Genomic DNA, 23107 nt, shown 5'->3' with positions numbered 1-23107 from the left:
ATGCAAAGGCGCTGACTTGCCCTCTCGTCACGCGCGATGGTGATGGCGCCGTGCCCACCCTGCTTTCCTACTCGGCGAGCTCGACCGCCTCGCTGCGCGACGGGCCGGCCAGCGGCCGCTCCTCCATCAGCATCATGCAGACCGAGGCGCAGGCCAGCATCGCGGTGGCCGCGGCATAAACGAAGCGGAAGGCATGGATCATGTCGGCTTCCGCGATGCCGCTGACCGCGCCATGGGCGCCCTCCGCCAGCGAAATGTCGGCGCCCAGCGCCATCAGCAGGATGGCGCTGAAGGCCGCGACCGTGAACGAGGACATCATCGAGCGGAAGAAGTTCATGGCGCCGGTGATGGTGCCGATCTGGGAGCGGTCCACCGCGTTCTGCAGCGACACCACCGAGATCGGGAACGCCGTGCCGAGCCCGATGCCGTAGATCGACAGCAGCGCCATCAGCACCCAGAGCGAGGGCGTCGTCACCGTCATGACCGCGGCGGCGATGGTGCCGATGATCGTGCCCACGATGGCGACGCGCTTGTAGTGCTTGACCCGGGCCATGGTGCGGCCGGCAACCGCGGCGCCGAGGGTCGAGATCGCCGCGATCGGAATCAGGCCGAGACCGGCCTGGCTCGGGGTCAAATGATAGACCAGCTCGTAATAGAGCGGTAGATGGACCGTGAGCCCGATCAGGGCGCCGAGTGCGCAGCCGCTCGCCAGCATGCCGTAGGGCACCACCGTTCCGCCCATCAGCGACAGCGGCAGGAACGGCTCATCGGCCCGCTTGGCGTGCCAGACGAAGGCCAAGCCGAGCGCCACCGCGCTGCCGATCATCGCCAGCAGGGTCGGCGACAGCCAGGCCAACTTGTGGCCACCCCAGGTCAGCACCAGCATGAACACGACGGCCGAGGCCATCAGCAGCAGGCCGCCGGCCCAGTCGACCTTGCGCAGCCGGTGGTAGACCGGCAGCCGGCCCATCTTGGGCAGCAGCAATGCGAGCGCCGCGATCGCGAGCGGGACATTGATCCAGAAGATCATCGACCAGTGCAGATGGTCGGCGAAGAAGCCGCCGATCACCGGCCCGAGCAGGCCGGCGAGCAGCCAGACCCCGCTGAAATAGGCCTGGTACTGGCCGCGCTCGCGCGGGCTGACGACGTCGGAGATCACGGTCTGGACCACCGGCATGATGCCGCCGCCGCCGAGCCCCTGCAGGCCGCGGGCGAGGATCAGCACCGGCATGTTCGGCGCCAGCGCGCAGACCACCGAGCCGACCACGAACAGGCTGAGCGCGGTGATGATCATCGAGCGGCGGCCATAGATGTCGCAGAGCGTGCCGAACACCGGCGCCACCGCGGTCGACGCCAGCAGGTAGGCGGTGATCACCCAGGAGAGATTGGTGACGTCCTGAAACTCGCGGCCGATGGTCGGCAGCGCGGTCGCCACGATGGTCTGGTCGAGCGCGGCCAGGAACATCGTCAGCAGCAGGCTCATCAGGATGGTGCGCACCTCGGCCTGGGTCAGCGGCACCGGCGGCGCAAGCGACGGCGCATCCTCGATCGCCTGAACCTGCGGCGGAATGGCCGGCAGCTCGGCGGCGATCTCTTCGGGCAGGGATTGGGACGCGGCAGGGTAATGCGTCTGCCGATCAAACTTGTTCATGGGATGAATGCCGTGCCCGGGCGCGACGACGCCGCGCGGATTCGCTGTCTGGCGAACTACTTAAGGCATAATTTTCCCGTGCGGCAGCGGGTCGGGTGCATGGGTGCATTCCGACAGCACGGGAACGGTCGCATCATCGTGACTTGCTGCGGGTGCGAGGTGATCGCGCTATTTCGGCCGTCGCTTCAACTTGGCCCGCTTCGGCAGCAGCACCGGCCACTGCACGATGTGGTCCTCGAGCTGGTCGTCCGGAACGTCGTCCTCGGTGCCCTCGACCCGGCCGCGCACCGAGACGCCGGCTTCATGGACCGTCTGAGGATCGCCCGAGATCAGGGGATGCCACCAGTAGAGATCGCGCCCCTCAGCCACGAGGCGGTAGCCGCAGCTCGGTGGCAGCCAGGTCAGCGTGCGGACGTTCTCAGGTGTCAGGCGAACGCAATCCGACACCTGTTCGGAACGATTCGGGTAGTCCTTGCAGGCACATAGCCCGGCATCCAAGAGCTTGCAGGAAATGTGGGTGAAGTAGATGTCGCCGGTATCCTCGTCTTCCAGCTTCTCCAGGCAGCAGCGCCCGCAGCCATCGCAGAGGCTCTCCCATTCCACCTCGGACATCTCTTCCAAGATCTTGGTTTTCCAGAACATTCCCTCCTGGCCCGAGGGACGTTTGAGCGGTGCGGTCATCGGGCGATTCTCAAAGAGGGCGTGAGGTGGCCGCCATCTAGGTGCCCGGCCCCGAGCCGCGCAAGGGGCTTTGCCGATTACGGCGGCACGTTAGCTTTGTGCATCAAATTATGAGCGGAACCATTGGTTTGTGACCCCCGCTCGGCTAGATAGATGATTGAGTCACTCCGGCGGCGGCGCCGGCAATGCGGCTTGGGGTCAGGTGCTCGGGTTCGGGCGGCTGACTGTGCAGTGCCATGGGTTTGCCGCAACAATCGCGCAAGACCCTTCGATGGCCCCCAGCCCCACTTGCTGAGTGCTTTCGAAGCCAGCTGACACGCTTTCGAAACGACCAGGGTTCCCGTGCGGCAGATCATTCCAGACGATTGGAAGAAGCGGATCAACAATTTCCGCCTGGATCTCGACGCCCGCTTCGATTCGGCGCTGTTCTCCTCCCTGCGCGGCACCCGCGAGCTGTATGAGCGCTATTCGGCGTTCATGGACCGCTTCTATGTCGGCGGCTGGAAGCGCTGGGTGTTCGTCGAGCCGTTCTCGGAGGCGGCCACGATCGGGCTCGGCGGCCTGGTGCTGATGCTGGCGCTCGCGATCCCCGCCTTCCGGGAAACTGCCGATGAGGACTGGCTGAAGAAGTCCGACCTCGCCGTGACCTTCCTCGACCGCTATGGCAACCCGATCGGCAGCCGCGGCATCAAGCACAATGATTCGATTCCGCTGGAGGACTTCCCGGACAATCTGATCAAGGCGACGCTCGCCACCGAGGACCGCCGCTTCTACGACCATTTCGGCATCGACATTGCCGGCACGGCGCGCGCCCTCGTCACCAACGCCCAGGCCGGCGGCGTCCGCCAGGGCGGCTCCTCGATCAGCCAGCAGCTCGCCAAGAACCTGTTCCTGTCCAACGAGCGCACCATCGAGCGCAAGGTCAACGAGGCGTTCCTGGCGATCTGGCTGGAAACCCGGCTGACCAAGAACGAGATCCTCAAGCTCTATCTCGACCGCGCCTATATGGGCGGCGGCACCTTCGGCGTCGACGGCGCGGCACACTTCTATTTCAACAAGTCGGTGCGCGACATCAACCTCGCCGAAGCCGCGATGCTGGCCGGGCTGTTCAAGGCGCCGACCAAGTTCGCCCCCCACATCAACCTGCCCGCCGCCCGCGCCCGCGCCAACGTCGTGCTCGACAATCTGGTCGATGCCGGGTTCATGACCGAGGGCCAAGTGTTCGGCGCCCGCCGCAACCCGGCCTTCGCAGTCGACCGCCGCGACGAAAGCTCGCCGAACTACTTCCTCGACTATGCCTTCGACGAGATGCGCAAGCTGGTCGACACGTTCCCGAAGTCTTACACCGAGCGCGTCTTCGTGGTGCGGACCTCGATCGACATGACCGTGCAGCATGCGGCCGACGAGGCGATCGAGAACCAGTTGCGCCAGTTCGGCCGCGACTATCACGCGACCCAGGCGGCAACCGTCGTCTCCGACCTCGACGGCGGCATCCGCGCCATGGTCGGCGGCCGCGACTATGGTGCCAGCCAGTTCAACCGCGCAGTCGACGCCTACCGGCAGCCGGGATCGTCGTTCAAGCCTTACGTCTACACCACCGCGCTGCTGAACGGCTTCAAGCCGACCTCGATCGTGGTCGACGGCCCGGTCTGCATCGGCAACTGGTGCCCGCAGAATTATGGCCATTCCTATTCCGGCTCGGTGACGCTGACGCAGGCGATCACCCGCTCGATCAACGTCGTCCCGGTCAAGCTGTCGATCGCGCTCGGCGGCAAGGAGGGTCCGAAGGCCGGCCGCGCCAAGATCATCGAGGTCGCGCGGCGCTTCGGGCTCAAGGCGCCGCTGCCCGACACGCCGTCGATGCCGATCGGCTCCGACGAGGTCACGGTGCTGGAGCATGCGGTCGCCTATGCGACCTTCCCGAACAAGGGCAAGGCGGTGACGCCGCATTCCGTGCTGGAGGTCCGCACCGGCGCCGGCGACCTGGTCTGGCGCTGGGACCGTGACGGGCCGAAGCCGAAGCAGGCAATCCCGGCCTCGGTTGCTGCCGACATGGCGGGCATGATGAGCCACGTGGTCAGCGAAGGCACCGCACGCCGCGCCGCACTCGACGGCATTCCAACCGCCGGCAAGACCGGCACCACCAACGCCTATCGGGACGCCTGGTTCGTCGGCTACACCGGCAACTTCACCTGCGCGGTCTGGTACGGCAATGACGACTATTCGCCGACCAACCGTATGACCGGCGGCTCGCTGCCGGCGCAGACGTGGCACGACATCATGGTCGCCGCGCATCAGGGCGTCGAGGTCAAGGAGCTGCCCGGCGTCGGCATGGGCGAAAAGCTGCCGCAGTCGGCGTCCGCCGCGATGGCACAGGCCGGCCAGCCGAAGACGCTGGAGATCAAGCCCGGTCCGCCGCCGATCCTGACCCGCCGCGGCGCCGAGGTGCTGGTTCAGGTCGAGAAGATGCTGGACGATGCGGCGCGCCTCGCCGAGAAGGCCGCGCCTGCCGATCCGCGCAAGCCCGGCAAGCCGGTCTCGTCGAGCGCGCTGGCCTTCCCTGAGAACTACGCCGCGGCAACGGCCGACGGCGTGACCATCCCTGCCCTGCGCAAGAACTGACGTCAGCGATCCCCGTGCGGCTGCTCTTCATCACCTTGGTTACGCTCCTGATCGCCACCGGCGTCGGCATCGGCGCGACGTGGATGACGACGACCCGCGGCACCGAGTTTGGTACGCTGACGATCGGCGCCTGGACGGCGCGTCCGAAAACCGGCACGGCCGATGTCGACCCCTATGCGCGCGCGACCATCACCCGCAATGGCGAATTGCCGATCGGCACCGGCGACGGCGTGGCCTTCACCGCCACCACGGACGACAAGAGGAAGCCGCTCGACGGGCGCTGCGACATCCTGGTCAGCGGCGTCACGCCACCCGCCCGCTTCTGGACGCTCACGCTCTACGACCGCAAGGGCCACCTCGTCGCCAACACGCTGCAGCGCTACGGCTTCACCAGCCAGGAGCTGGTGCGAGGTGCCGATGGCTCCTTCGAGATTCGTGTCGCCGCGCGCTCGCGCTCCGGCAACTGGCTGCCGACCGGCGGCATCGAGCGCTACGCGCTGATGCTGCGGCTCTACGACACGCCGGTCGGCGTCGCGACCCGCACGCAGCGCGACGCGCCGATGCCGTCGATCACGACAGTAGGTTGCCCATCATGATCCGGCTGCTGTTCACGGTCGTGGTCGGCGTGCTGCTCGGCGGCGTGGTCCATCTCGTCAGCGTGCTGGCGCTGCCGCGGATCTCGACCCAGGACGCCTACTCCCGGCTGACGCCGATGACCAAGCTGAACGCCGTGACGCAGTTGCCATTGGCCGATCCCGGCAATTCACCGATGCCGTTCATGGATCCGGCGTTCGCCATGGCGATCTGCCGCTATGATCTGTCCGACGGACCGCTCAAGCTCACGGTTCCGGTGAGCCAGGCCTATACGTCGGTGTCGTTCTACACGCGCAACGAGATCGCCTACTACGCCATCAACGACCGCTCCGCCGGCAAGCGCGTGATCGAGCTCAACCTGATGACCGAGGCGCAGCACGAAGACCTGCCCGAGGACGAGGAGATCACGGCCGCCGACCGGCTGATCATCGATTCGCCGACGACGACCGGGTTGATCGTGCTGAAGGCCCTGGCCGCCGAGCCCGGTCTCATGCCGCAGGCGCAGGCCTCCCTTGCAGCGGCAAGCTGCGGCGTACAGACCGAGGCACCGGCCAAGGCCGAGAAGCCGCGCGGCAAACGATAAGTCAATACGACGTCCTGGATGAATTCGACAACACTCTCTTCATCCTTGGTGGCATAGTCGTTGTCGCGCGCCGCTGCTATGATGGATCAGGACGGCGGCGCTTCGCTCAACATCAGGTCATGCCTCTCGAAATCGAACGGAAGTTTCTCGTCAAGTCCGATGCTTGGCGGGATCAGGCGACGCACAGTGAACGCCTTCGCGACGGCCTTGTCGCACGTCAGGACGGCCTCAAGGTCCGCGTTCGCTGCTATGGCAACCGGACGACGCTGTGCGTGAAGAGCGGCCGCCGCGGCCTGACCCGAGATGAATTCGAGTACGATATTCCCGCGGACCACGCCGCGATGCTGTTCGCGCATTGCGACGGACGCATCCTCGAGAAGACGCGTCACTATGTGCCGGCCGAAAGCGGCGTCTGGGAAGTCGACGTCTACCACGACGCGCTCGAAGGCGTCGTCATCGCCGAGATCGAGCTGCCGACCGAGACGACCATCGTGACCCTTCCCGACTGGGTCGGCGACGAGGTCACCGGCGACCCGCGCTACAGCAAGGCCAACATGCTGACGGAGCGCTCGCGGGCGGCGAAAGTCCGGGAGCTGCGGCGCGCGCGCCTTGCAGGGCTGTGATGCACGCACGGGCCGTTGCGGCTTGACCCCTGTCAAATCACCCGTCGAGGGCACACCTTAAACAGCGCGGACTTGGCGGTCTGAACGATCGCGCATGGAGTTTGCACGATGAGTTCATCGCAGGTGATGTCACAGGCGCTGCGCGCCAAGATCATGTCGGCCGACGAGGCGGCCGCGCTGGTCGAGCCCGGCAACCATGTCGGCATGAGCGGCTTCACCGGGTCGGGCTACCCGAAGGCGGTGCCGCTCGCGCTGGCGCGCCGGATCGAAGCCGCGCATGCGCGCGGCGAGCCGTTCCGCGTCGGCGTGTGGACCGGGGCGAGCACCGCGCCCGAGCTCGACGGCGCGCTCGCCCGGGCTGATGGCATCGACCTGCGCCTGCCCTATCAGTCCGATCCAGCGACACGACAGCGCATCAACGCCGGCAGCATCGACTATATCGATCTGCATCTCAGCCATGTCGCACAGTTCGTGTGGTTCGGTTTTCTCGGCCATCTCGACGTCGCCGTGATCGAATGCGCCGGCATCCTGCCAGACGGGCGGCTGATCCCCTCGACCTCGATCGGCAACAACAAGACCTGGCTCGATCTGGCTGACCGCGTCATCATCGAAGTCAATTCGTGGATGAACCCGGCGCTGCTCGGCATGCACGACGTCTATTACGGCACCCGCCTGCCACCGCATCGCAAGCCGATCCCGATCCTGGCGCCCGGCGACCGCATCGGCGAGACCACCTATCGCTGCAATCCGGACAAGGTCATCGCGGTCGTCGAGACCCACGCGCCCGACCGCAACACGAGCTTCGCCGCCCCCGACGACGTCTCCGGCGCGATCGCCGGGCACATCCTGGAGTTCTTCGCGCACGAGGTGAAGCAGGGCCGCCTGCCCCGCAACCTGCTGCCGCTGCAATCGGGCGTCGGCAACGTCGCGAACGCCGTGATGGCCGGGCTCGACGACGGGCCGTTCCCGCATCTCACCGCCTACACCGAGGTGCTGCAGGACGGCATGCTGAACCTGATCCGCTCGGGGCGGATGGATCTCGCCTCCGCGACGGCATTGTCGCTGAGCTCGGAAGCTGCGATCGAATTCAACCGCGAGATCGAGTTCCTGCGCGACCGTATCGTGCTGCGGCCGCAGGAGATCTCCAACCACCCCGAGGTGATCCGCCGGCTCGGCGTCATCGCCATGAACGGCATGATCGAGGCCGACATCTACGGCAACGTCAACTCGACCCACGTGCGCGGCAGCAGCATCATGAACGGCATCGGCGGCTCCGGGGACTTCGCCCGCAACGCCTATCTGTCGATCTTCATGACGCCCTCGACGGCGAAGAATGGGACGATCTCCTGCATCGTGCCGATGGTCACCCATGTCGACCACACCGAGCACGACGTGCAGGTTCTGGTGACCGAGCGCGGCCTCGCCGATCTGCGCGGCCTGTCGCCCAAACAGCGCGCCCGCACCATCATCGACCAGGCGGCGCATCCAAAATTCCGGCCGGCGCTGGCGGATTATTTCGAACGCGCCTGCCGCGATTCGACCGGCAAGCACACGCCGCATCTGCTCGAGGAGGCGTTCCGCCTGCTCAGGCCGGAATGAGCGCTGCGGCCCGATCACCGCAGCGACATGTGTCGTAGGCGACGGGATCGTGGCTGTTCACGATCGTGACCCGGTCGCCATGGTCGCATTTCAAGCGCCGCAGCCGCTCCTGGTTGGCGATCCGCATCGTGCGATCCTGATCGCCCTTGCGCTGGAACAGCCCGAGCAGCGGCGGCATGCGTGGGCGGGCGTCCAGCTGACCGTGGAAGAAATAGGCATCGCCGGCGTGCAGCAGCCATTTGTCGCCGCGTCGCACGGCGACGCCGCAATGGCCGCGGGTATGGCCCGGCAGAGGAACGATCAGGATGTCGCCGCTGCGATCCACGGCAGCGCGGACACCGCGAAAGCCGAACCAGTCCTCGCCGTCGTCGCCGTAGAACTGCCAGTCGGGACGATGCCGCCATTGGCCGGCGACATAGCGACCGCGCGGCGGCGCCGGAGACCCCTCGACGGCCATCGCATGCTCCCCGCGATGAACGTGCACCTTGGCCTTCGGGAAATCGCCGATGCCGCCGGCGTGGTCCCGGTCGAGATGCGTGAGCAGGATGTGCCTGACGTCGTCGGGCGAGAAGCCCAATGCCTTTACCTGCTGGAGCGCCGTCTCCGACGCATCGAGAAGCGGCGCAGCCTGCCTCACCCAGCGTGCCCCCAATCGTGCGGGCGCCGCGATGTCACCGGTGCCGATGCCGGTGTCGACCAGGACCAGGCCGTCATCGCTTTCGATCAGCAGGCAGTGGCAGACGAGGCGGGCGCGCGCGAACAGGCCGCCGCTGCCACTCACCAGCCGACCGCCGCGTGGACACATCGTGCCGGTGTTGAGGTGGTGGACGCGCATCGATCTTCTCCTTCATTGCCGATATCGGGCGCATCCTTGCGTGCCGGTCTGAGATAAGTAAAATATTGATCAGTGATACGCATCATAGGCTTCTCCTATGGATATCCGCGAGCTCCGCTATTTCTCCGCCGTGTTCGAGGAACGCAGCCTGACCAGGGCAGCGGCGCGCTGCTTCGTCTCGCAGCCATCGATTTCGCTGGCGATCGCCAACCTCGAGGCCGAGCTCGGCACCGAGCTGTTCCTCCGCCACCGCAAGGGTGTCGTGCCGCTGGAGGCGGCCGAGCGCCTGCAGCCGATCGCGCGCCGGATCGTCGGCGAAGCCGATGCCGCCCGCAACCTGTTCCGGCACGGCGCGCCGAAGCAGGCGCTCAAGCTCGGGCTCATGCGCACCCTCGACGGCCGGCGCGTGACCGCGCTGCTCAAGCCGCTCACGGCGCGCGAGGATCTCAGGCTTCACATCGTCGGTCCGACCGAGCGGGCCGACGGACGCATCGTCTCAAAAAGCCTGGTCGGCGACGGCGAGCATTTCCTGCCGCTGTGGAGCGAGCGCTATGTCGCGGCTTTGCCGCTTGCGCATCCGCTCACGCTGAAGCCGCGCCTGCGCGCGGCCGACCTCGCCGACGTCGCCATGATCGACCGCTGCCATTGCGAGCACAGCGCGCTGGCGCGACGCAGCGGCGGGCCGCGCGAGATCGCCGCCATCGCCGAAACCGAGGATTGGGCCCTGGCGCTGGTCGCCGCCGGCGTCGGCGTCGCGATCGTTCCCGAGGGCGTCGTGCACGGCCGAAGCGACGTTGCGGTCCGCGAGATCGAGATGACGTTGAAGCGCCAGGTCGGACTCGCCTACTCCGCCGCGCGTGCTCCATCCGAGGCGCTGAAGATCTTGATCGCGACGCTGCGCGCGGCAGCGCCGCAGAAGCTCCGTGCGACAGCAGGGCGGCAAAAGGGAGCACCGGCCAAGCGAGGCCGGCGCCGGAGCAAGGTCGCGCCGGGCTAGCCCCGCGTCGTCAGCGGCCGTTCGATCAGGGGCCGCGCGGCGACCGGTGGATTGGCGGTCTGAGCCGCCAGTTCGTGGATCAGGCGATCGGCCTCGGCGGCCATGCCGTCGGGCGCCTGCAACACCAGGCGCTCCAAGGCCCAGCGGTAGGACGAGACGCGCTGCTCCAGGCTGATCTGCACCCATTGCACGATCAGCGAGTTCTCCTGCATGCGCGCGACCGCATCGGCTTGCTCGCGCGGCGAGAGCTCGGTCATGTATTTCATGCTGGCATCGCGCTTGCGATCGAGATCGATGACGCGGATGGCCGACGCGAAGAACGGCTCGAAGCGGGTGATGTCGTCGCGCACGTCGTCGATCAGCTGGGTGTAGCGCGAGGCGTGCGAGCGGTGCGGCTCGTCGATCAAGGCCCGCCCATAGGCTGTGCGGTCGAACACGACCTTCTGGCGCCACGGCGAGGCCGACGGCTGATAGTCGCCGAACACGCTCTTCCAGGCAGGGCGCGAATGCGGTGGCTCGATCAGCGGATAAGCGAGATCGCGCAGCTGGCGCTCATTGTCGGTCAGTTGGAACTGCGACGGCCTGACGCCGACGCTGGCGGTGGCTTCCGCCCCGATCCATTTGTGCATGTCGTCATTGCGCATGTCGGCGCGGGTGCGGCCGAAATCGCCGCCGCTGCAGGCGCCGAGCAGTCCGCCGACGAGAACGAGTGCGAACACCGGCGGCGCGCGCCGGACCGGATTCACGATGGCCGGCATTCCCGTTTCCCCCGACCTGTCAGCGGCGACGGCGACGGCGGCTTGGTGCTGTGCCCTCGCGGGGCCCGCTATCGTCGGTCGTGGTCTCGCGCTCGATCCGAACGACGGGAAGAATCAGGATCGTTCCCATGCCCTCCTGCGGCGCGCCGGTCACGGCAGGCCGCGCGCGACGCGCAACGTCTGCCGGGAATTCAATGATGGTCGCCATGTCCACTCTCTTTCGTGCCCGAAGTTCTTACCCCCTGAAAACTCCCCGTCGCCCGAACTTCGCAGGCAAGAGGGCACGCAGAACTGACGATCACGAATGCCGGCGCATGAAGCTGCACGTTGGCATTCGGCGCGGCGAAGATCAGGCTGGCCGCGTGACGAGGCCAAGGCGAGATCATCGAACGGATCGATTAAGATCAGGACGTGGTTAAGAGGATATTAATGCGCGGGCCGCCCGACACGGATCGCGTGCACCGGCGGGAGAGAAGGCAAGCCAGCGTTGCGCCTTTGTCTCACCGGGTCATTTCGGCCCATCTTCACCGATTGTTTTCCTTAACGCCGTATTAAAACAACTCCGCTCTAATCGGCGCAACGATTGCCGAAGTTGCGTACCCCGACATGACAAGATCATCGCTGTTCCCCGGCTTCGACGGGTTGCTCACGCTCTCGCGCCGCGAGGGCGTCGACATCAAGCCCACTCTGCTGCGCGTGCTGACCGACCTCTATGTCCAGGCGAGCGCGCATTCCGCCGACGAGGAGCGGCAGTTCGTCGAATTGGCCTCCCGTCTGGTCGACGACGTCGACGATGCGACCCGTGCGGCGGTGCGTGCGCGGCTGGCGATCTATCCGGCGACGCCGATCGAGATCCTGAACAAGCTGGGCTTGCGCCCGCCGCAGAGCGAGCCGGCGCCGCCGCTCGCCGGCCCCATTCCCGCATCGCTTCGCTCGTCGCCTCCGATCCCGCCGCGCGACGACGCGGCGTCCGGATTGTCGATGCAGCCGAAGGATGCCGCCGAGCTCAGCGAGATGTTCATGCGCGCCGCCTCGCACGAACGCATCGCCATCCTGCAGAACCTCGCCACCACGCCGCTGAGGCCCGCCGCGCCGACGCCGTTGCACCGCGCGGTGCATGCGATCGAGGCGCTGGAGATGGCCGCGTTCAACGCCGACGTCGAGACGTTCACGATCGAGCTCGGCGAGAGCCTGATCCTGCCCTCACGCATGACCCACGAGGTTGTCAACGATCCCCATGGCGAGCCGCTGGCCTGCGCCGCAAAGGCGCTCGGCATGCCGGCGCCGGTGTTCGAGCGCGTACTGCTGTTCCTCAAGCCCGAGATGGGCCAGTCCGTCCAGACCGTGTTTCGGCTGTCACGCTTCTACGAGCGGCTCAGCGAGCGCGCGGCGCTGATCATGCTGGCGGCCTGGCGCGGCTCCGGGATGGCCGCGATCAGGGCCAAGCATCGCACGGCGCTCTATGACGACGAACGTCAGCACGTCCGTGGCAGCACGGCGCGGGCCGGCACCGCGACGAGGCCGATCGTGCGCACGGGAACCGATGGCTTCAAGCGCTGACGCGCGATCGCGGTCCCGAATCTTAGCGATGATCAGGGACGCTCGCGCACGAGATCGAGAAAATGACGGCCCTGCCTGTCCTCGGTCTCGATGATCCAGGCGTCGGGATCGAAGCGCAGCTCCTTGACGAGCCGCTCCTCGATCTGCGCTTCCGCGACCGGCTGCGGCGATATCGGTACGAAGAAGCGGTCGATCGGCTGGCTGTCGTCATAGACGGTCTGCGGGGCGGGAACATAGAGCTGGGCCGTGCCATCCATCATCGCGACCTTGACGAAGACCGCGCCGGCTTCCTCCGCGCCACGGTGGCGGATCGCGCTGAACGCGCCGGCCGACTGGCAACGCCGCAGATAGGCGCTCACCCAGATGCTGCTCTTCAATCGCATGATGGTTCGATGCAGGTGCAAGCGCGCTGCAAGTCGCAGCCGCCCCTGCTCTATTCGATCGGGTGACCGATGACAATCGCAAGCTCGCGCACCAGGCGGTCCGACACCTGGCCCGTTACCGGCAGCTTGCGCTCGCGCTCGAACTTCTGGATCGCGGCCAGGGTGTCGGAGCCGACCATCCCCGTCGGCTTCAACTGGCCATAGCCGTATTCGGTCAGCGCACGCTGGACCGCGGCGACACGACGGACATTGCCGCCCTGCTGCGTCGGCTGCGGACGCGGCACGTTGCCCTGACCGCCGCTGACCGAGCGGACGAGATCGGCCAGAGGATCGGCATATTTCTGATCCGGACGCGGCTCGGTGGCGCGCTGCTCGACCGCCCTCTGCTCCGCCGCCCTGGTTTCAGCGGGCCGCGTCTCGATCACCTTCGGATCCAAAGGCGAGATGTCCATCGGCCGGGGCCGCGGCAGCGGATTGGAGCTGGTCAGATGGGGCGGAATGGTCACAATCGAGCCGAACATCGGCGCCGGATGCGGTCCTGATTGCAGGAACACGGCATTGACGATGATGGCGCTACCAGCCGCGCAGGCCAGCAGGCCCGCAAACAGATCCTTCGGGCTGTAGAGCATGGCCCGCAGCAGCCAGCCGCGCCCCTCCGCCACGTCGACGACGGCCGCAGCCGCAGCGGAACGCTTGCGACGGCGCGGCGGCGCCGGATCATCCTCTGCAGCTCGTCTAGGCACTCTTCTTCACCTGCATGACCTGCCCTGGCTGGGCGGAGCGTGAGGGTGACAGCGGCGTGACGGTGGCGCCCGCAGCGGCCTCGGCCACGAAGTTGATCGGCAGCGCGATCGTGACCGTGGTCCCCTCGTCGATCTTGCTTTCTATCGACATTTCGCCGCCGTGCAAGGTCACGAGGCTCTTGACGATCGACAGCCCGAGCCCGGTTCCCTCGTGACGGCGCTGGTAGGTCTTGCCGGCCTGGAAGAACGGATCGCCGATGCGCTTGAGATCATCGGCGGCGATGCCGACGCCGGTGTCGGTGATTCGCAGCAGCAGGCGCGCGCCGTCGACGCCAGCCGAGACTGTGACATGGCCGCCGCGCTCGGTGAACTTGATGGCATTGGAGACGAGGTTGAGCACGATCTGCTTGAAGGCGCGCGGATCACCGGTGACCATCGGCAGGTCCTGCGGCACGTCGGCGGACAGATCGACACCGTTCTCGCGCGCCCGCAGCGCCAGCAGGTTGCAGCAATTGATAAGCGCCACTCGCGGCGCAAACGGCTCCGGCGTCAGCTCGAAATTTCCGGACTCCATCTTCGACATGTCGAGGATGCCGTTCACGACCGACAGCAGATGCTGGCCGGAATCATTGATGAGCTGCGCATATTCGCGGCGCCGCGCCGCGTTCAGCACCAGCACCTGCTCCTGCATCAGCATCTCGGAGAAGCCGATGATGGCGTTCAAGGGCGTGCGCAGCTCGTGGCTCATGGTGGCGAGGAATCGCGTCTTCGCGGCGTCGGCGCGCTCGGCGGCGCTGCGCGCCAATTCGAGCGCCTGCTCCTGCAGCTTGCGATCGGTGACGTCGCGCATGACCGCGACCACCTCCTGCTCCGACCCGCCCGGCGCCACGCCGATGCGGTCGAGCGGGCGGCAACGCATTTCGACCCAGATGAAATCGACCGGATGATGAAAGCCGCGGCCCTCGCCCGGCGCATCGCGGCGCAGGCGGAACTCGACACTCGAGGCTTCGCTGCCGCCCGCCGCTTCCGACAGCGCCGTGAGATAGGCCGGCCGGTCGGCGACATGGACCCGTTCGAACAGGCCGTGGCCGTGCAACTGCGCAACCGGCGCGCCGAGCAGCGTCTCGGCCGCCGGCGAGATGAACATGACCGCGCCGTTGCGGCGGTGACGGGAGATCACGTCGCTCATATTACGCGCGAGCAGGCGATAGCGCTCCTCCTCCATCGACAGCAGTGTCACGCTGGTGCGCGCGAGCGTGTCGGCGGCAAACGCGAGCACGGCCGCATAGAGCGTGGCTGAGGCGACGCCGAACGCGAGCAGCGCGGTGCGCAAGGCGGGGTTGGTCTCGGGCTTCGGCAGCCAGCCGAAATGACCGATGAGGATGAGCAGCAGCGCGCAGCACAGTGCGAGCCCCGCGGAGAACACGACGACGCGGCGCGAGGCCGAGAACGAGGCTTCCAGGGGAACGACGATCAGCCACACCGCGGCAAAGGATTCGATGCCGCCGGTCTCGATCGAAACCGCCATGATCAGCGCCGACAGTGCCAGCGACGACAGCGCGCAGGCGCTCTCGTAGCGGCCGGTGCGCGACAGATACCATGACAGCAGAATGGGCGCGATCAGCCAGGACAGCGCGCCGACCTCGAGCGCGCTCGGCGCACCGCGCATCGCGAGAAAGGCAGGAAACACGGCGAAGGCGGCGAGGCTGCCCAGCAGGCGCGGCGCGATGAAGGCGCGATGACGCGCGCGCGTCATCGCATCAGTTCGAGCCGATGGATGCAATAACGCATCGAGACAATCGCGGATGATACTCAACACACTCACGGCTCTCGCGCCTCGGCCTGTCGGTGGTTCTCACAAAGAGAACGCGCCGGGACGCCCCCTGTCGTCGGAAGTCACCGTGTCAGACTCGCATTAAGCGAACGCTAAGGGCCAGACTGCGGTGAGCCCGCCATTCGGCCGGGATGGTGAATGCATCGTTTCCGGCCGGGCCTGCGGTTGCGAAAGCGGCGCGATCTACAGCCGGTTGCACGGCGCGTGCGCCCGGCGCCAATGAAAAATTTACTCCGAAAAAAATCCAGCGCCCGACTTCGCGAAATCTCAACCAATTAAGCCCAATGCAAGCAGTCGCGACATAGAACAATCAGCTGCGATCCCGTTGCGCGACTTGAGCACGCGAGATCAGCAGCACGGTCGGGGTTGCGTGATGTTCTTTCTGCTTCGGATGGCATTCTGGCTCGGACTCGTGCTGGTGCTGCTGCCGCGCGAGAAGAGCCCGGACGCCGACAAGCTGCCGCAGATCAATGCGCACGAAGCCGTGCAGGCCGCGACCGCGGCCGTCTCCGACATGAGCCAGTTCTGCAAGCGCCAGCCGCAGGCCTGCGAGGTCGGCGGCCAGGCCGCGACCGTAATCGGCCACCGCGCCCAGGAAGGCGCGCGCAAGATCTACCAGATCATCACCGACAAGTCCGACGCCGCGGAGAAGCCGGCCGGCGCCGACAAGTTCATCGGCCCGGTGAAGCCGGCCAGTCTCGACAAGCGCGGCAACGATCACACCGGCTCGATCGACGCCCCCGTGATCGAGGAGATTCCGCCGGGTGACGCGCCGGCCGATACGCTCTCGGCCGACGATCTCGCCGCCGAATGGCATCTGCCGCCGACGCCCTGAAGCGGCGGAACCGACTGTCGCTTTCGTCCTCCCGAACGCCTATATGAAGGCCGACATCGGGACCGAAGAGCATCATGACGATCGACGACATCCGCGACAATTTCGCCCTGCTCGACGACTGGGACGACCGCTACCGCTACGTGATCGAGCTCGGCCGCACCCTGGCGCCGATGCCCGAGGACGAGCACTCCGCCGCGAACAAGGTGCAGGGTTGCGCCAGCCAGGTCTGGCTGTCGAAGCACGTCGATCACAGCGGCGCCGTGCCCGTGCTGAACTATCTCGGCGACAGCGACGCCCACATCGTTCGCGGTCTGATCGCAATTCTGCTGACGCTGTATTCCGGGCGGACGCCGCAGGAGATCATGACCATCGATGCGCCCGCGGTGTTCGACGAACTCGGGTTCCGCGAGCACCTGACGCCGCAGCGCTCCAACGGCCTGCGCTCGATGGTCGAGCGCATCCGCGCCGACGCCCGCGAGGCGCTCGCCACGGCGTCCTGATCGGTTCGGCTACTTCTCCCGCTCGGGCCGCTGCTGACCCAGGCCCATCTTCTTGGCGAGCTGCGAGCGGGTGACCGCGTAGTTCGGCGCCACCATCGGATAGTCCGGCGGCAGGTTCCATTTGTCGCGGTATTGTTCCGGCGTCATGTTGTACTGCGTGCGCAGATGTCGCCGCAGCGACTTGAAGCGCTTGCCGTCCTCGAGACAGACCAGATAGTCCGGGTGAATCGATTTCTTCACCGGGACCGCTGGCCGCGCCGGCTCCGGCGCGGGCTCGCTTCGTCCCGCTGCGACCCGCGTCAGCGCCGCATGCACCTGGCTGATCAGAGAGGGAATCTCCGCCGCCGGGGTCGGGTTGTTGCTGAGATAGGCCGACACGATGTCGGCCGTCAGATCGATAAAGCTCTTGCCGACCGCTTCGGTCATCGAACCCTCATCCCGCTCCGCCCTGCGACCGTCGATCGTAAAGTATCCCTCGATCGCAAGTATCACTCGCGCCGAGTGGCAGCGTTGTCTCGCGATTCTGCAAGCAATATGGGCAAATGACTGGCAAAATAACAAGATAGTGAGGACTTCTTCTTGAGAAGTCTGTCACCCGCCAAGTACTGTGTACCGTACGCCCGCCGGATTCAACCTGACCGTGTGATCCGGCCGCGTCAGGTCCGGCCTTCGAGATGGGTGCGCAGCTCGTCGATCGACGCAAAGCGCATCATCCCTTCGGGCATCTGCGCCTCGATCGAGCCGTCGGAATAGAGCGAATAGGCCATCCCATCCACCACACCCGACTTGACGATGCTGACGGCCGGCGCGTCCAGGTCCTTCGGCTCAGGCAGCGGCGGGGTTGGCTCGGGTTCGACGAAGGCCGGGGCGGCCCGCGCCAAGCGCCGCGGGAACGGCGGGCGCAGAGGCTCCGGCGTCCGCTCCGGTCGAGACCAGCCGTCCGACGGGCCCGACTCGGTCGCGGCAGGCTCGTCCAGCGGCACGGGCGGCGGTGCGCTGAGGGGCGGTGACCGGAAATCCGTCGGCAACGGCTCGGCGCCGCGCTTCTCCGCGCGCTCCCGTTCCCGCCGCGACGACGACGCAAACAGCAGGTTGCGCTTGGGCCGCTCGGCGGGTTCGGCTGGCGGCTCGTCCGGCGCCGGCAAGGGCTCGGAGGCGCGCAGCGAGCCTGACAAAGGAGACGAGGACAGAGGCGACGACGACAACCCCGAGGACAGGGGAGACGACAGGTCCGGCATGCGGGGACGCGGACGTGGCGAGCCCCCCTCGCGCCAGACGTCCTCCGTCGGCGGCACGGGGGCGGTCTCGAAGTCGGTCTTGCTGGCGCCGAGCGGGAGCTGCAGAGGCTTGGCCTCGGACTCGGCGCCCGGACCCGACCTCAGCCGGCTCGAAATCACCTTCAGCTCGCTGAGGACGGCCGCCAGTCCGAACAGGATCAGCCCGCTGCAGACCCCAAGGGTCCCCGACAGGATCAGCGTATTGCCGACGCTGAACTCCTTGACCGGAATTCCCCAGGCGATCGCCCCGAGCCCGGCCAACACGGCGAGGGCTCCGGCGGCCAACATTGCACTCATCATCGAACTCATCCCCTAATGCGCCGGTTCCGGACGGTGTCCCGACCGAAATCACATTAGATAGCTGCGGTTGCGCGCGTCCTTGAATCCGGTTTCTAGTCCAAATCCGCGACAATTTGCAGCGGAAGTTCGGCCAATCCTGCTGAAGTTCTCGTCCGCCGTGCAGCCATCGTCATGATGCCGCCACAATATACATCGGCCAACCCTCGGCATTCATTGAGGTTCCTCCCGGGTTCGTCCGGCCCCTGTGGTTCAGCGGGCGTTCATTTGACTGTGCCAATATGGCGCTCAGCAGCCGAAATTCGGGTCCCCGCTGCGCTGCGAGAAGCATACCTTCCCATAATTCCGACACCTCGGAAGCCGGGACGCGCTATACGGAGGCGGGGAACACAGGCCTGAAACGCGGAAGCGGGGTCGCCAGGGGACGCCGGGTCACACTCAGCCATGACAACGATAACCACTTCGGTTCTTGAGACCCCGACGCGGCGGTCCCTCGAGCGGACGTATGACGATCTTGCACTGTTCGTGCTTGCCGCGGTCGCGGTGGTGGCCGGACTGACCTTCCGGGATTACGGCCTCGGCTGGGACGATTACACCCATGCCGAATATGCCGATCTGTTGCTGCGCATGTACGGCTCCGGTTTCAGGGACCAGGCGGCGCTGTCGTTCGCCAACCTGTATATGTACGGTGGCGGCTTCGACATGGTTGCAGCCCTGCTGCACAAGATCCTGCCGCTGGAATTGTTCGAGACGCGCCGGCTGGTCGGGGCCGTCGTCGGGCTGATCGGCCTTGGCGTGACCTGGCGCCTGGCGCGTCGCATCGGCGGTCCGGTGGCCGGCCTCGCCGCACTGCTGCTGCTGGCGCTGTGCCCGATCTTCTACGGCCACATGTTCATGAACCCGAAGGACGCCCCCTTCGCGGTCGCCATGGTGGTGCTGCTGATGGGTCTCGTGCGCCTTGCCGAGGAGTACCCCTACCCCTCGCCGCGCACCATCCTGATCCTCGGCCTCGGCGCCGGCTTTTCGATCGGCTCCCGCATCCTGGGCGGCATGGCTGTCGTCTATGCGATGGTCGGCTTCATGCCGCTGTTCTTGGAGGAGTACCGCACGCAAGGGCCGCGCGAGGCGATCCGCCGCTTCGCCCACGTGCTCTATGTGCTGATCCCAGGCCTGGTCCTGGGCTACCTGATCATGGGGCTGATCTGGCCCTGGTCGATCATCGAACCGGCCAACCCGTTCCGGGCCCTGACCTATTTCTCGCACTTCTTCGAGAAGCCGTGGAAGGAGATGTTCGACGGGGCGCTGGTCTCGGTGCCGGACATGCCCTGGTCGTATTTGCCGACGCTGTTCGCGCTGCAGCTGCCCGAACTGATGATCGCGCTGTTCGTCGCCGGCACCGTCGCCTCCATCATGTCGCTGTCGCGGCCCAACGTGCCGGCGCGCCAGAAGAGCATCCTGCTGATGCTGACCCTGGCGGCGACGCTGCCGATCCTGATCGCGATCGTCAAACGCCCGGCGCTCTACAACGGCATCCGCCACTTCGTGTTCGTGATCCCGCCGATGGCGCTGCTCGGCGGCATCGCGTTCTCCTGGCTGCTGTCGTGGCTCAACGCCGACGAGCGCCGCAGCTGGCAGCCGGTGGCGATCGCCGCGTTCTGCTTCGGCCTGCTGCTGCCGCTGGCCGAGATGATCCGGCTGCATCCCTATCAGTACACCCACTTCAACTTCATCGCCGGCACGGTGCGCGAGGCCGACACCCGGTTCATGCTCGACTATTGGGGGCTGGCGCTGAAGCAGGCCTCCGACGGGCTGAAGGAGCAGCTCGACGAGCGCCAGGAGGTGCCGCCGATCGGGCACAAATGGAAGGTCGCGGTCTGCGGTCCGCAGCGGCCGGCCCAGGTCGCGCTCGGCCCCGATTTCACCATCGGCTGGGACAGCCACGCGGCCGACTTCGCCATGACCCTCGGCGAGTTCTACTGCAAGGGACTGACTGCCCCTGTCATGGTCGAGATCAAGCGCGACGACGTCGTGTTCGCCCGGGTCTACGACATCCGCGGCCGCAGCATCTCCAGCCTGCTGTCGATCCCGGCGCCATGAGCGGCCTGCTCAGCCAAACGACATGACTGCTCCCCCTGCCCCGCGCCTTGCCGCGCGGCGGCGTGCCGCTTAGGCTCCGATGAACTCTTGGAAATCGGAGAATGCCATGTCGCCAGCCGAAGCGCGCCTCAAGGAAGTGCCGTCGAACATGACCGAGGCCGAATGGTCGCAGCGGGTCAATCTCGCCGCCGCCTACCGCCTGGTGGCGCTGTTCGGCTGGGACGACCTGGTGGACACTCACATCTCGGCCCGCGTCCCCGGCCCCGAGCATCACTTCCTGATCAACCCCTACGGCCTGCTGTTCGAGGAGATCACCGCCTCCAGCCTGATCAAGGTCGACCTCTACGGCAATCAGCTGTCCGAGAGCGAGTACAGCATCAATCCCGCCGGCTTCACCATCCATTCCGCGATCCATGAGGTCCGCGAGGATGCCGGCTGCGTGATCCATCTGCACACGCTCGATGGCGTCGCGGTGTCGAGCTGCGCCGACGGCCTGCTGCCGCTGAACCAGATCGCGCAATACGTGACCCACGACCTCGCCTATCACGACTACGAGGGCGTGGCGCTGGACCATGACGAGCGGCCGCGGCTGCAGCGCGACCTCGGCAGCAAGAACCACATGCTTTTGCGCAATCACGGCACCCTGACGGTCGGCCGCTCGGTCGCCTCTGCCTTCGAGCGCATGTATCACCTGGAGCGTGCCTGCTCGATCCAGGTCCGCACGCGCACGCTCGGTCCCTCGGCCTATCCCGTGCGCGACGAGGTCATCGACAGGAATGCGAAGCTGTTCGACAACGAGGATCGCGTCGAGCTGCGCTCCACCCAGCTGGTCTGGCCGCCGCTGCTGCGCCGGCTCGATCGCCTCAATCCGGGCTACCGCAATTGATTGTCGCCCGCTGATCGGTTAGTCTGAACCCATCACCCTCTACGCTTTTCGGAATGAAACGCCGCCCAATTCCGGGCGGCGTTTTTGTTCGTGCGATGACGTGCCCCGTCAGCAGCATCCTGCCCGAGCCATGCCCTGCCGCTCGGACGGGCCGTGCAGTTGCTGCAATTCCTCGGCCAGCCGCCGCTCGACGAAGCGCCGCTCGTGCTCGGCAAGGCGGGTGGCGAGCAGCTTGCGATAGCGCCGCACATTGGCCTCGCGCGAGAACCGCAGGCGGGCGGCGGGCCGCATCCTGCCGCTCGCGGCGCTGTCCATCGCGGCGCCATCGGCTTCGACATCGACGCGCGGGACGATGCGCATGGCCGCCCCGCCGCGTGGGCGCGGCGGCTGATCCTCGCGGTCGAGCTGACGCAGCGCGCCAAGCACGTCGGCCAGATAAAGCGGCCTGGCGATGCCCGGGATCTTGCGCAGGCCCGGCTGCGACTCGACGGCATACATGTCCGACGCCCAGGACGACAGGATCAGCCGCTTCTCGGCCAGTGACAGCTTGCGGTCATTCAGCAGGTCCGCCGGCGACTCGTAGTGCGAGACCGGATGAAAACCGGCCCTGCCCGCGGTGATCGAAAAACGGTGCTCGCTCATGGCGTCTCTCCTCTTCCACTCCTTTCACAAGAGACAGATGCTGCTACGGCGCGGGCGACACGTCGCCCGCGCCGTAGCTCAAACAAGGCGTCAGGCCGCCTTCTGCTGCGCGATCTTCTCGATCGGCGCCGTGCCGATGGCGATGCGGCGCGGCTTCATCGCCTCGGGAATCTCGCGCACGAGCTCGATCCGCAGCAGGCCGTTGTCGAACGCCGCGTTGGTCACCTGCACGTAGTCGGCGAGATTGAACTGCCGCTTGAACGGCCGCGACGAGATGCCCTGATAGAGGTATTCGCGGGTCTCCTTGTCGCCCTTGCGTCCTTCCACCGTGAGCACGTTGTGCTCGGCGGTGATGGACAGTTCGTCCGGAGCGAAGCCCGCCAGCGCCAGCGAAATCTGGTAGCGGTCGTCGCCGATCCGCTCGATGTTGTACGGGGGATAGTGGTCCTCGACCGCGCGCTGGGTCTCGTCGAGCAGGTCGAACAGACGGTCGAAGCCGATGGTCGAACGCCACAGCGGAGAGAAGTCGTAGGTCCTCATAGCCAAGTCCTCCTAGGAGCAAGATGGATACGAAGGAGCGCCGAGCCGATGCGGACTTCAAAGTCCCGGAGATGTCCGAGTACCAAGAGACTTCTGAGTACCAGACAACCGGTCAGCGCCCAGATTTCGACCGGGCCCTGATGGCACCCGGCGCCGCCGAAGCGGCAGCAGACGAATTAGAAAAGCCGGCATCCATTTCAAGAGGAACGGATCGATTTTTTTCGCAGCCTTTTTCGCAGCGCAACACCCGTCAGGCGGCCACGGCGGACAGCCGCTGCAGCCGCATCGTCGCCTCCCGCAGCACGCTGACCAGCCGGTCGCGCTCGCGCTGATCGATGTCGCCACGTGACAACACGGCCTGGCAGTGCGCCACCACGCGTTGCTCGCTCTCGATCAAGAACCGCGTCAAGCGGCGGGGATCGCCCATGCTCATGACGGAGGTCGGGTTGGGCGGCGGATGATCGTATTGCCAGGCTGGCATGATCGGGCCTGCGAGCTCGCGCTGCTGATGAGACCGGGCGGCGCGGCAGCGCTCAACCACACCTCCCGTCGACCGTCGGTCCGATCACA

24 protein-coding genes are annotated in these 23107 nt (G+C 66.5%); 11 read left to right on the top strand and 13 right to left on the bottom strand.

Going from position 1 to position 23107, the window contains the following annotated elements:
• Window positions 1–67 precede the first annotated feature (67 nt).
• Both ACQR03_RS27890 and ACQR03_RS27885 read right to left on the bottom strand, forming a co-directional pair.
• A complete protein-coding gene (locus ACQR03_RS27890) occupies window positions 68–1651 on the bottom strand; it encodes an MDR family MFS transporter (protein WP_315753065.1) in 1584 nt (527 codons plus the stop codon).
• A 168-nt stretch (window positions 1652–1819) separates the two neighbouring features.
• Entirely contained in the window at window positions 1820–2332 is a 513-nt protein-coding gene (locus tag ACQR03_RS27885; RefSeq protein WP_315753066.1) for a YcgN family cysteine cluster protein, read from the bottom strand.
• Window positions 2333–2674: 342 nt separating this feature from the next.
• Between ACQR03_RS27885 and ACQR03_RS27880 the strand changes: the two genes are divergently transcribed.
• The 5 genes from ACQR03_RS27880 (at window position 2675) to ACQR03_RS27860 (ending at window position 8353) form a co-directional block, all read left to right on the top strand.
• Window positions 2675–4954 carry a transglycosylase domain-containing protein gene (locus ACQR03_RS27880; protein ID WP_315753067.1) on the top strand — a complete coding sequence of 760 codons (2280 nt, stop codon included), beginning with the start codon at window positions 2675–2677 and terminating at the stop codon, window positions 4952–4954.
• Window positions 4955–4968: 14 nt separating this feature from the next.
• Entirely contained in the window at window positions 4969–5550 is a 582-nt protein-coding gene (locus ACQR03_RS27875; RefSeq protein WP_315716128.1) for a DUF1214 domain-containing protein, read from the top strand.
• Window positions 5547–6131 (top strand): DUF1254 domain-containing protein, encoded by a 585-nt coding sequence (locus ACQR03_RS27870; RefSeq protein ID WP_315716127.1) that lies wholly within the window; start codon window positions 5547–5549, stop codon window positions 6129–6131. The genes ACQR03_RS27875 and ACQR03_RS27870 overlap by 4 nt, the downstream gene beginning before the upstream one ends.
• A gap of 119 nt (window positions 6132–6250) precedes the next feature.
• Window positions 6251–6754: a CYTH domain-containing protein gene (locus ACQR03_RS27865; protein WP_315753068.1), complete on the top strand. Its 504-nt coding sequence runs from the start codon at window positions 6251–6253 to the stop codon at window positions 6752–6754.
• Between the two features lie 108 nt (window positions 6755–6862).
• Complete coding sequence (locus ACQR03_RS27860; RefSeq protein ID WP_315753069.1) at window positions 6863–8353, top strand: acetyl-CoA hydrolase/transferase family protein; 1491 nt, start codon at window positions 6863–6865, stop codon at window positions 8351–8353.
• Here the strand turns inward: ACQR03_RS27860 and ACQR03_RS27855 are convergent.
• Window positions 8340–9188, bottom strand: a complete 849-nt coding sequence (locus ACQR03_RS27855; RefSeq protein WP_434842027.1) for an MBL fold metallo-hydrolase — start codon at window positions 9186–9188, stop codon at window positions 8340–8342. The two genes, ACQR03_RS27860 and ACQR03_RS27855, sit on opposite strands and share 14 nt — an antisense overlap.
• A 97-nt stretch (window positions 9189–9285) precedes the next feature.
• Here ACQR03_RS27855 and ACQR03_RS27850 point away from each other — a divergent pair, with 97 nt between their 5' ends.
• Window positions 9286–10185 carry a LysR family transcriptional regulator gene (locus ACQR03_RS27850; RefSeq protein ID WP_315716123.1) on the top strand — a complete coding sequence of 300 codons (900 nt, stop codon included), beginning with the start codon at window positions 9286–9288 and terminating at the stop codon, window positions 10183–10185.
• Here ACQR03_RS27850 and ACQR03_RS27845 read toward each other — a convergent pair.
• Both ACQR03_RS27845 and ACQR03_RS27840 read right to left on the bottom strand, forming a co-directional pair.
• The gene (locus tag ACQR03_RS27845) at window positions 10182–10943 is read right to left on the bottom strand and encodes a hypothetical protein (protein WP_315768130.1); all 762 of its coding nucleotides are present in this window, start codon (window positions 10941–10943) and stop codon (window positions 10182–10184) included. The two genes, ACQR03_RS27850 and ACQR03_RS27845, sit on opposite strands and share 4 nt — an antisense overlap.
• 19 nt (window positions 10944–10962) lie before the next feature.
• Window positions 10963–11151, bottom strand: coding sequence for a hypothetical protein (locus tag ACQR03_RS27840; RefSeq protein ID WP_315716121.1), 189 nt, complete (start codon window positions 11149–11151; stop codon window positions 10963–10965).
• A 398-nt stretch (window positions 11152–11549) separates the two neighbouring features.
• Between ACQR03_RS27840 and ACQR03_RS27835 the strand changes: the two genes are divergently transcribed.
• Entirely contained in the window at window positions 11550–12503 is a 954-nt protein-coding gene (locus ACQR03_RS27835) for a DUF2336 domain-containing protein (RefSeq protein ID WP_434842026.1), read from the top strand.
• A gap of 32 nt (window positions 12504–12535) precedes the next feature.
• On the opposite strand, the gene ACQR03_RS27830 is transcribed toward ACQR03_RS27835, so the two are convergent.
• The 3 genes from ACQR03_RS27830 to ACQR03_RS27820 are packed head-to-tail and all read right to left on the bottom strand — an operon-like array spanning window position 12536 to window position 15385.
• Window positions 12536–12886, bottom strand: a complete 351-nt coding sequence (locus ACQR03_RS27830) for a DUF1491 family protein (RefSeq protein ID WP_316194722.1) — start codon at window positions 12884–12886, stop codon at window positions 12536–12538.
• Window positions 12887–12936: 50 nt separating this feature from the next.
• On the bottom strand, window positions 12937–13629 hold the full coding sequence (locus ACQR03_RS27825) for a peptidoglycan-binding domain-containing protein (protein WP_316194721.1): 693 nt from the start codon (window positions 13627–13629) through the stop codon (window positions 12937–12939).
• Window positions 13622–15385, bottom strand: coding sequence for a PAS domain-containing sensor histidine kinase (locus tag ACQR03_RS27820; RefSeq protein ID WP_434842025.1), 1764 nt, complete (start codon window positions 15383–15385; stop codon window positions 13622–13624). Before ACQR03_RS27820 ends, ACQR03_RS27825 begins: the two co-directional genes overlap by 8 nt.
• A gap of 451 nt (window positions 15386–15836) precedes the next feature.
• On the opposite strand from ACQR03_RS27820, the gene ACQR03_RS27815 reads away from it, so the two are divergent.
• Entirely contained in the window at window positions 15837–16298 is a 462-nt protein-coding gene (locus ACQR03_RS27815; RefSeq protein ID WP_434842024.1) for a DUF5330 domain-containing protein, read from the top strand.
• Between the two features lie 74 nt (window positions 16299–16372).
• On the top strand, window positions 16373–16798 hold the full coding sequence (locus tag ACQR03_RS27810) for a SufE family protein (protein ID WP_315753075.1): 426 nt from the start codon (window positions 16373–16375) through the stop codon (window positions 16796–16798).
• 9 nt (window positions 16799–16807) lie between these two features.
• Here the strand turns inward: ACQR03_RS27810 and ACQR03_RS27805 are convergent, their stop codons facing one another.
• Both ACQR03_RS27805 and ACQR03_RS27800 read right to left on the bottom strand, forming a co-directional pair.
• Complete coding sequence (locus ACQR03_RS27805; RefSeq protein WP_315716114.1) at window positions 16808–17224, bottom strand: MucR family transcriptional regulator; 417 nt, start codon at window positions 17222–17224, stop codon at window positions 16808–16810.
• Between the two features lie 230 nt (window positions 17225–17454).
• Window positions 17455–18375, bottom strand: coding sequence for a hypothetical protein (locus ACQR03_RS27800; RefSeq protein WP_434842023.1), 921 nt, complete (start codon window positions 18373–18375; stop codon window positions 17455–17457).
• A gap of 441 nt (window positions 18376–18816) precedes the next feature.
• On the opposite strand from ACQR03_RS27800, the gene ACQR03_RS27795 reads away from it, so the two are divergent.
• Together ACQR03_RS27795 and ACQR03_RS27790 are read left to right on the top strand one after the other, a co-directional pair.
• On the top strand, window positions 18817–20469 hold the full coding sequence (locus tag ACQR03_RS27795; protein WP_434842022.1) for a glycosyltransferase family 39 protein: 1653 nt from the start codon (window positions 18817–18819) through the stop codon (window positions 20467–20469).
• A 106-nt stretch (window positions 20470–20575) separates the two neighbouring features.
• The gene (locus ACQR03_RS27790; RefSeq protein ID WP_315716111.1) at window positions 20576–21355 is read left to right on the top strand and encodes a class II aldolase/adducin family protein; all 780 of its coding nucleotides are present in this window, start codon (window positions 20576–20578) and stop codon (window positions 21353–21355) included.
• A 108-nt stretch (window positions 21356–21463) separates the two neighbouring features.
• Here the strand turns inward: ACQR03_RS27790 and ACQR03_RS27785 are convergent, their stop codons facing one another.
• The 3 genes from ACQR03_RS27785 to ACQR03_RS27775 form a co-directional block, all read right to left on the bottom strand.
• Window positions 21464–21997: a hypothetical protein gene (locus ACQR03_RS27785; protein ID WP_434842021.1), complete on the bottom strand. Its 534-nt coding sequence runs from the start codon at window positions 21995–21997 to the stop codon at window positions 21464–21466.
• Window positions 21998–22087: 90 nt separating this feature from the next.
• Window positions 22088–22537: an Hsp20 family protein gene (locus ACQR03_RS27780; protein WP_434842020.1), complete on the bottom strand. Its 450-nt coding sequence runs from the start codon at window positions 22535–22537 to the stop codon at window positions 22088–22090.
• A 250-nt stretch (window positions 22538–22787) separates the two neighbouring features.
• Window positions 22788–23018 carry a hypothetical protein gene (locus ACQR03_RS27775; protein ID WP_315716108.1) on the bottom strand — a complete coding sequence of 77 codons (231 nt, stop codon included), beginning with the start codon at window positions 23016–23018 and terminating at the stop codon, window positions 22788–22790.
• Window positions 23019–23107 lie beyond the last annotated feature (89 nt).

This window comes from Bradyrhizobium sp. HKCCYLS3070, from assembly GCF_051167575.1.
Taxonomy (GTDB): Bacteria; Pseudomonadota; Alphaproteobacteria; order Rhizobiales; family Xanthobacteraceae; genus Bradyrhizobium.
The sequence above is the reverse complement of the archived record's forward strand: the minus strand, read 5'-3'. Positions and strand labels throughout refer to the sequence as shown.

What these genes read in the sequence shown, in the direction of transcription:
- ACQR03_RS27860 (WP_315753069.1), top strand. Translation starts at nt 6,863, where the DNA reads ATGAGTTCATCGCAGGTGATGTCACAGGCGCTGCGCGCCAAGATCATG.
- ACQR03_RS27885 (WP_315753066.1), bottom strand. Translation starts at nt 2,332, where the DNA reads ATGACCGCACCGCTCAAACGTCCCTCGGGCCAGGAGGGAATGTTCTGG.
- ACQR03_RS27810 (WP_315753075.1), top strand. Translation starts at nt 16,373, where the DNA reads ATGACGATCGACGACATCCGCGACAATTTCGCCCTGCTCGACGACTGG.
- ACQR03_RS27815 (WP_434842024.1), top strand. Translation starts at nt 15,837, where the DNA reads ATGTTCTTTCTGCTTCGGATGGCATTCTGGCTCGGACTCGTGCTGGTG.
- ACQR03_RS27850 (WP_315716123.1), top strand. Translation starts at nt 9,286, where the DNA reads ATGGATATCCGCGAGCTCCGCTATTTCTCCGCCGTGTTCGAGGAACGC.
- ACQR03_RS27790 (WP_315716111.1), top strand. Translation starts at nt 20,576, where the DNA reads ATGTCGCCAGCCGAAGCGCGCCTCAAGGAAGTGCCGTCGAACATGACC.
- ACQR03_RS27870 (WP_315716127.1), top strand. Translation starts at nt 5,547, where the DNA reads ATGATCCGGCTGCTGTTCACGGTCGTGGTCGGCGTGCTGCTCGGCGGC.
- ACQR03_RS27805 (WP_315716114.1), bottom strand. Translation starts at nt 17,224, where the DNA reads ATGACCGAAGCGGTCGGCAAGAGCTTTATCGATCTGACGGCCGACATC.
- ACQR03_RS27780 (WP_434842020.1), bottom strand. Translation starts at nt 22,537, where the DNA reads ATGAGGACCTACGACTTCTCTCCGCTGTGGCGTTCGACCATCGGCTTC.
- ACQR03_RS27800 (WP_434842023.1), bottom strand. Translation starts at nt 18,375, where the DNA reads ATGATGAGTGCAATGTTGGCCGCCGGAGCCCTCGCCGTGTTGGCCGGG.
- ACQR03_RS27840 (WP_315716121.1), bottom strand. Translation starts at nt 11,151, where the DNA reads ATGGCGACCATCATTGAATTCCCGGCAGACGTTGCGCGTCGCGCGCGG.
- ACQR03_RS27775 (WP_315716108.1), bottom strand. Translation starts at nt 23,018, where the DNA reads ATGCCAGCCTGGCAATACGATCATCCGCCGCCCAACCCGACCTCCGTC.
- ACQR03_RS27845 (WP_315768130.1), bottom strand. Translation starts at nt 10,943, where the DNA reads ATGCCGGCCATCGTGAATCCGGTCCGGCGCGCGCCGCCGGTGTTCGCA.
- ACQR03_RS27855 (WP_434842027.1), bottom strand. Translation starts at nt 9,188, where the DNA reads ATGCGCGTCCACCACCTCAACACCGGCACGATGTGTCCACGCGGCGGT.
- ACQR03_RS27865 (WP_315753068.1), top strand. Translation starts at nt 6,251, where the DNA reads ATGCCTCTCGAAATCGAACGGAAGTTTCTCGTCAAGTCCGATGCTTGG.
- ACQR03_RS27830 (WP_316194722.1), bottom strand. Translation starts at nt 12,886, where the DNA reads ATGCGATTGAAGAGCAGCATCTGGGTGAGCGCCTATCTGCGGCGTTGC.
- ACQR03_RS27795 (WP_434842022.1), top strand. Translation starts at nt 18,817, where the DNA reads ATGACAACGATAACCACTTCGGTTCTTGAGACCCCGACGCGGCGGTCC.
- ACQR03_RS27820 (WP_434842025.1), bottom strand. Translation starts at nt 15,385, where the DNA reads ATGACGCGCGCGCGTCATCGCGCCTTCATCGCGCCGCGCCTGCTGGGC.
- ACQR03_RS27890 (WP_315753065.1), bottom strand. Translation starts at nt 1,651, where the DNA reads ATGAACAAGTTTGATCGGCAGACGCATTACCCTGCCGCGTCCCAATCC.
- ACQR03_RS27835 (WP_434842026.1), top strand. Translation starts at nt 11,550, where the DNA reads ATGACAAGATCATCGCTGTTCCCCGGCTTCGACGGGTTGCTCACGCTC.
- ACQR03_RS27785 (WP_434842021.1), bottom strand. Translation starts at nt 21,997, where the DNA reads ATGAGCGAGCACCGTTTTTCGATCACCGCGGGCAGGGCCGGTTTTCAT.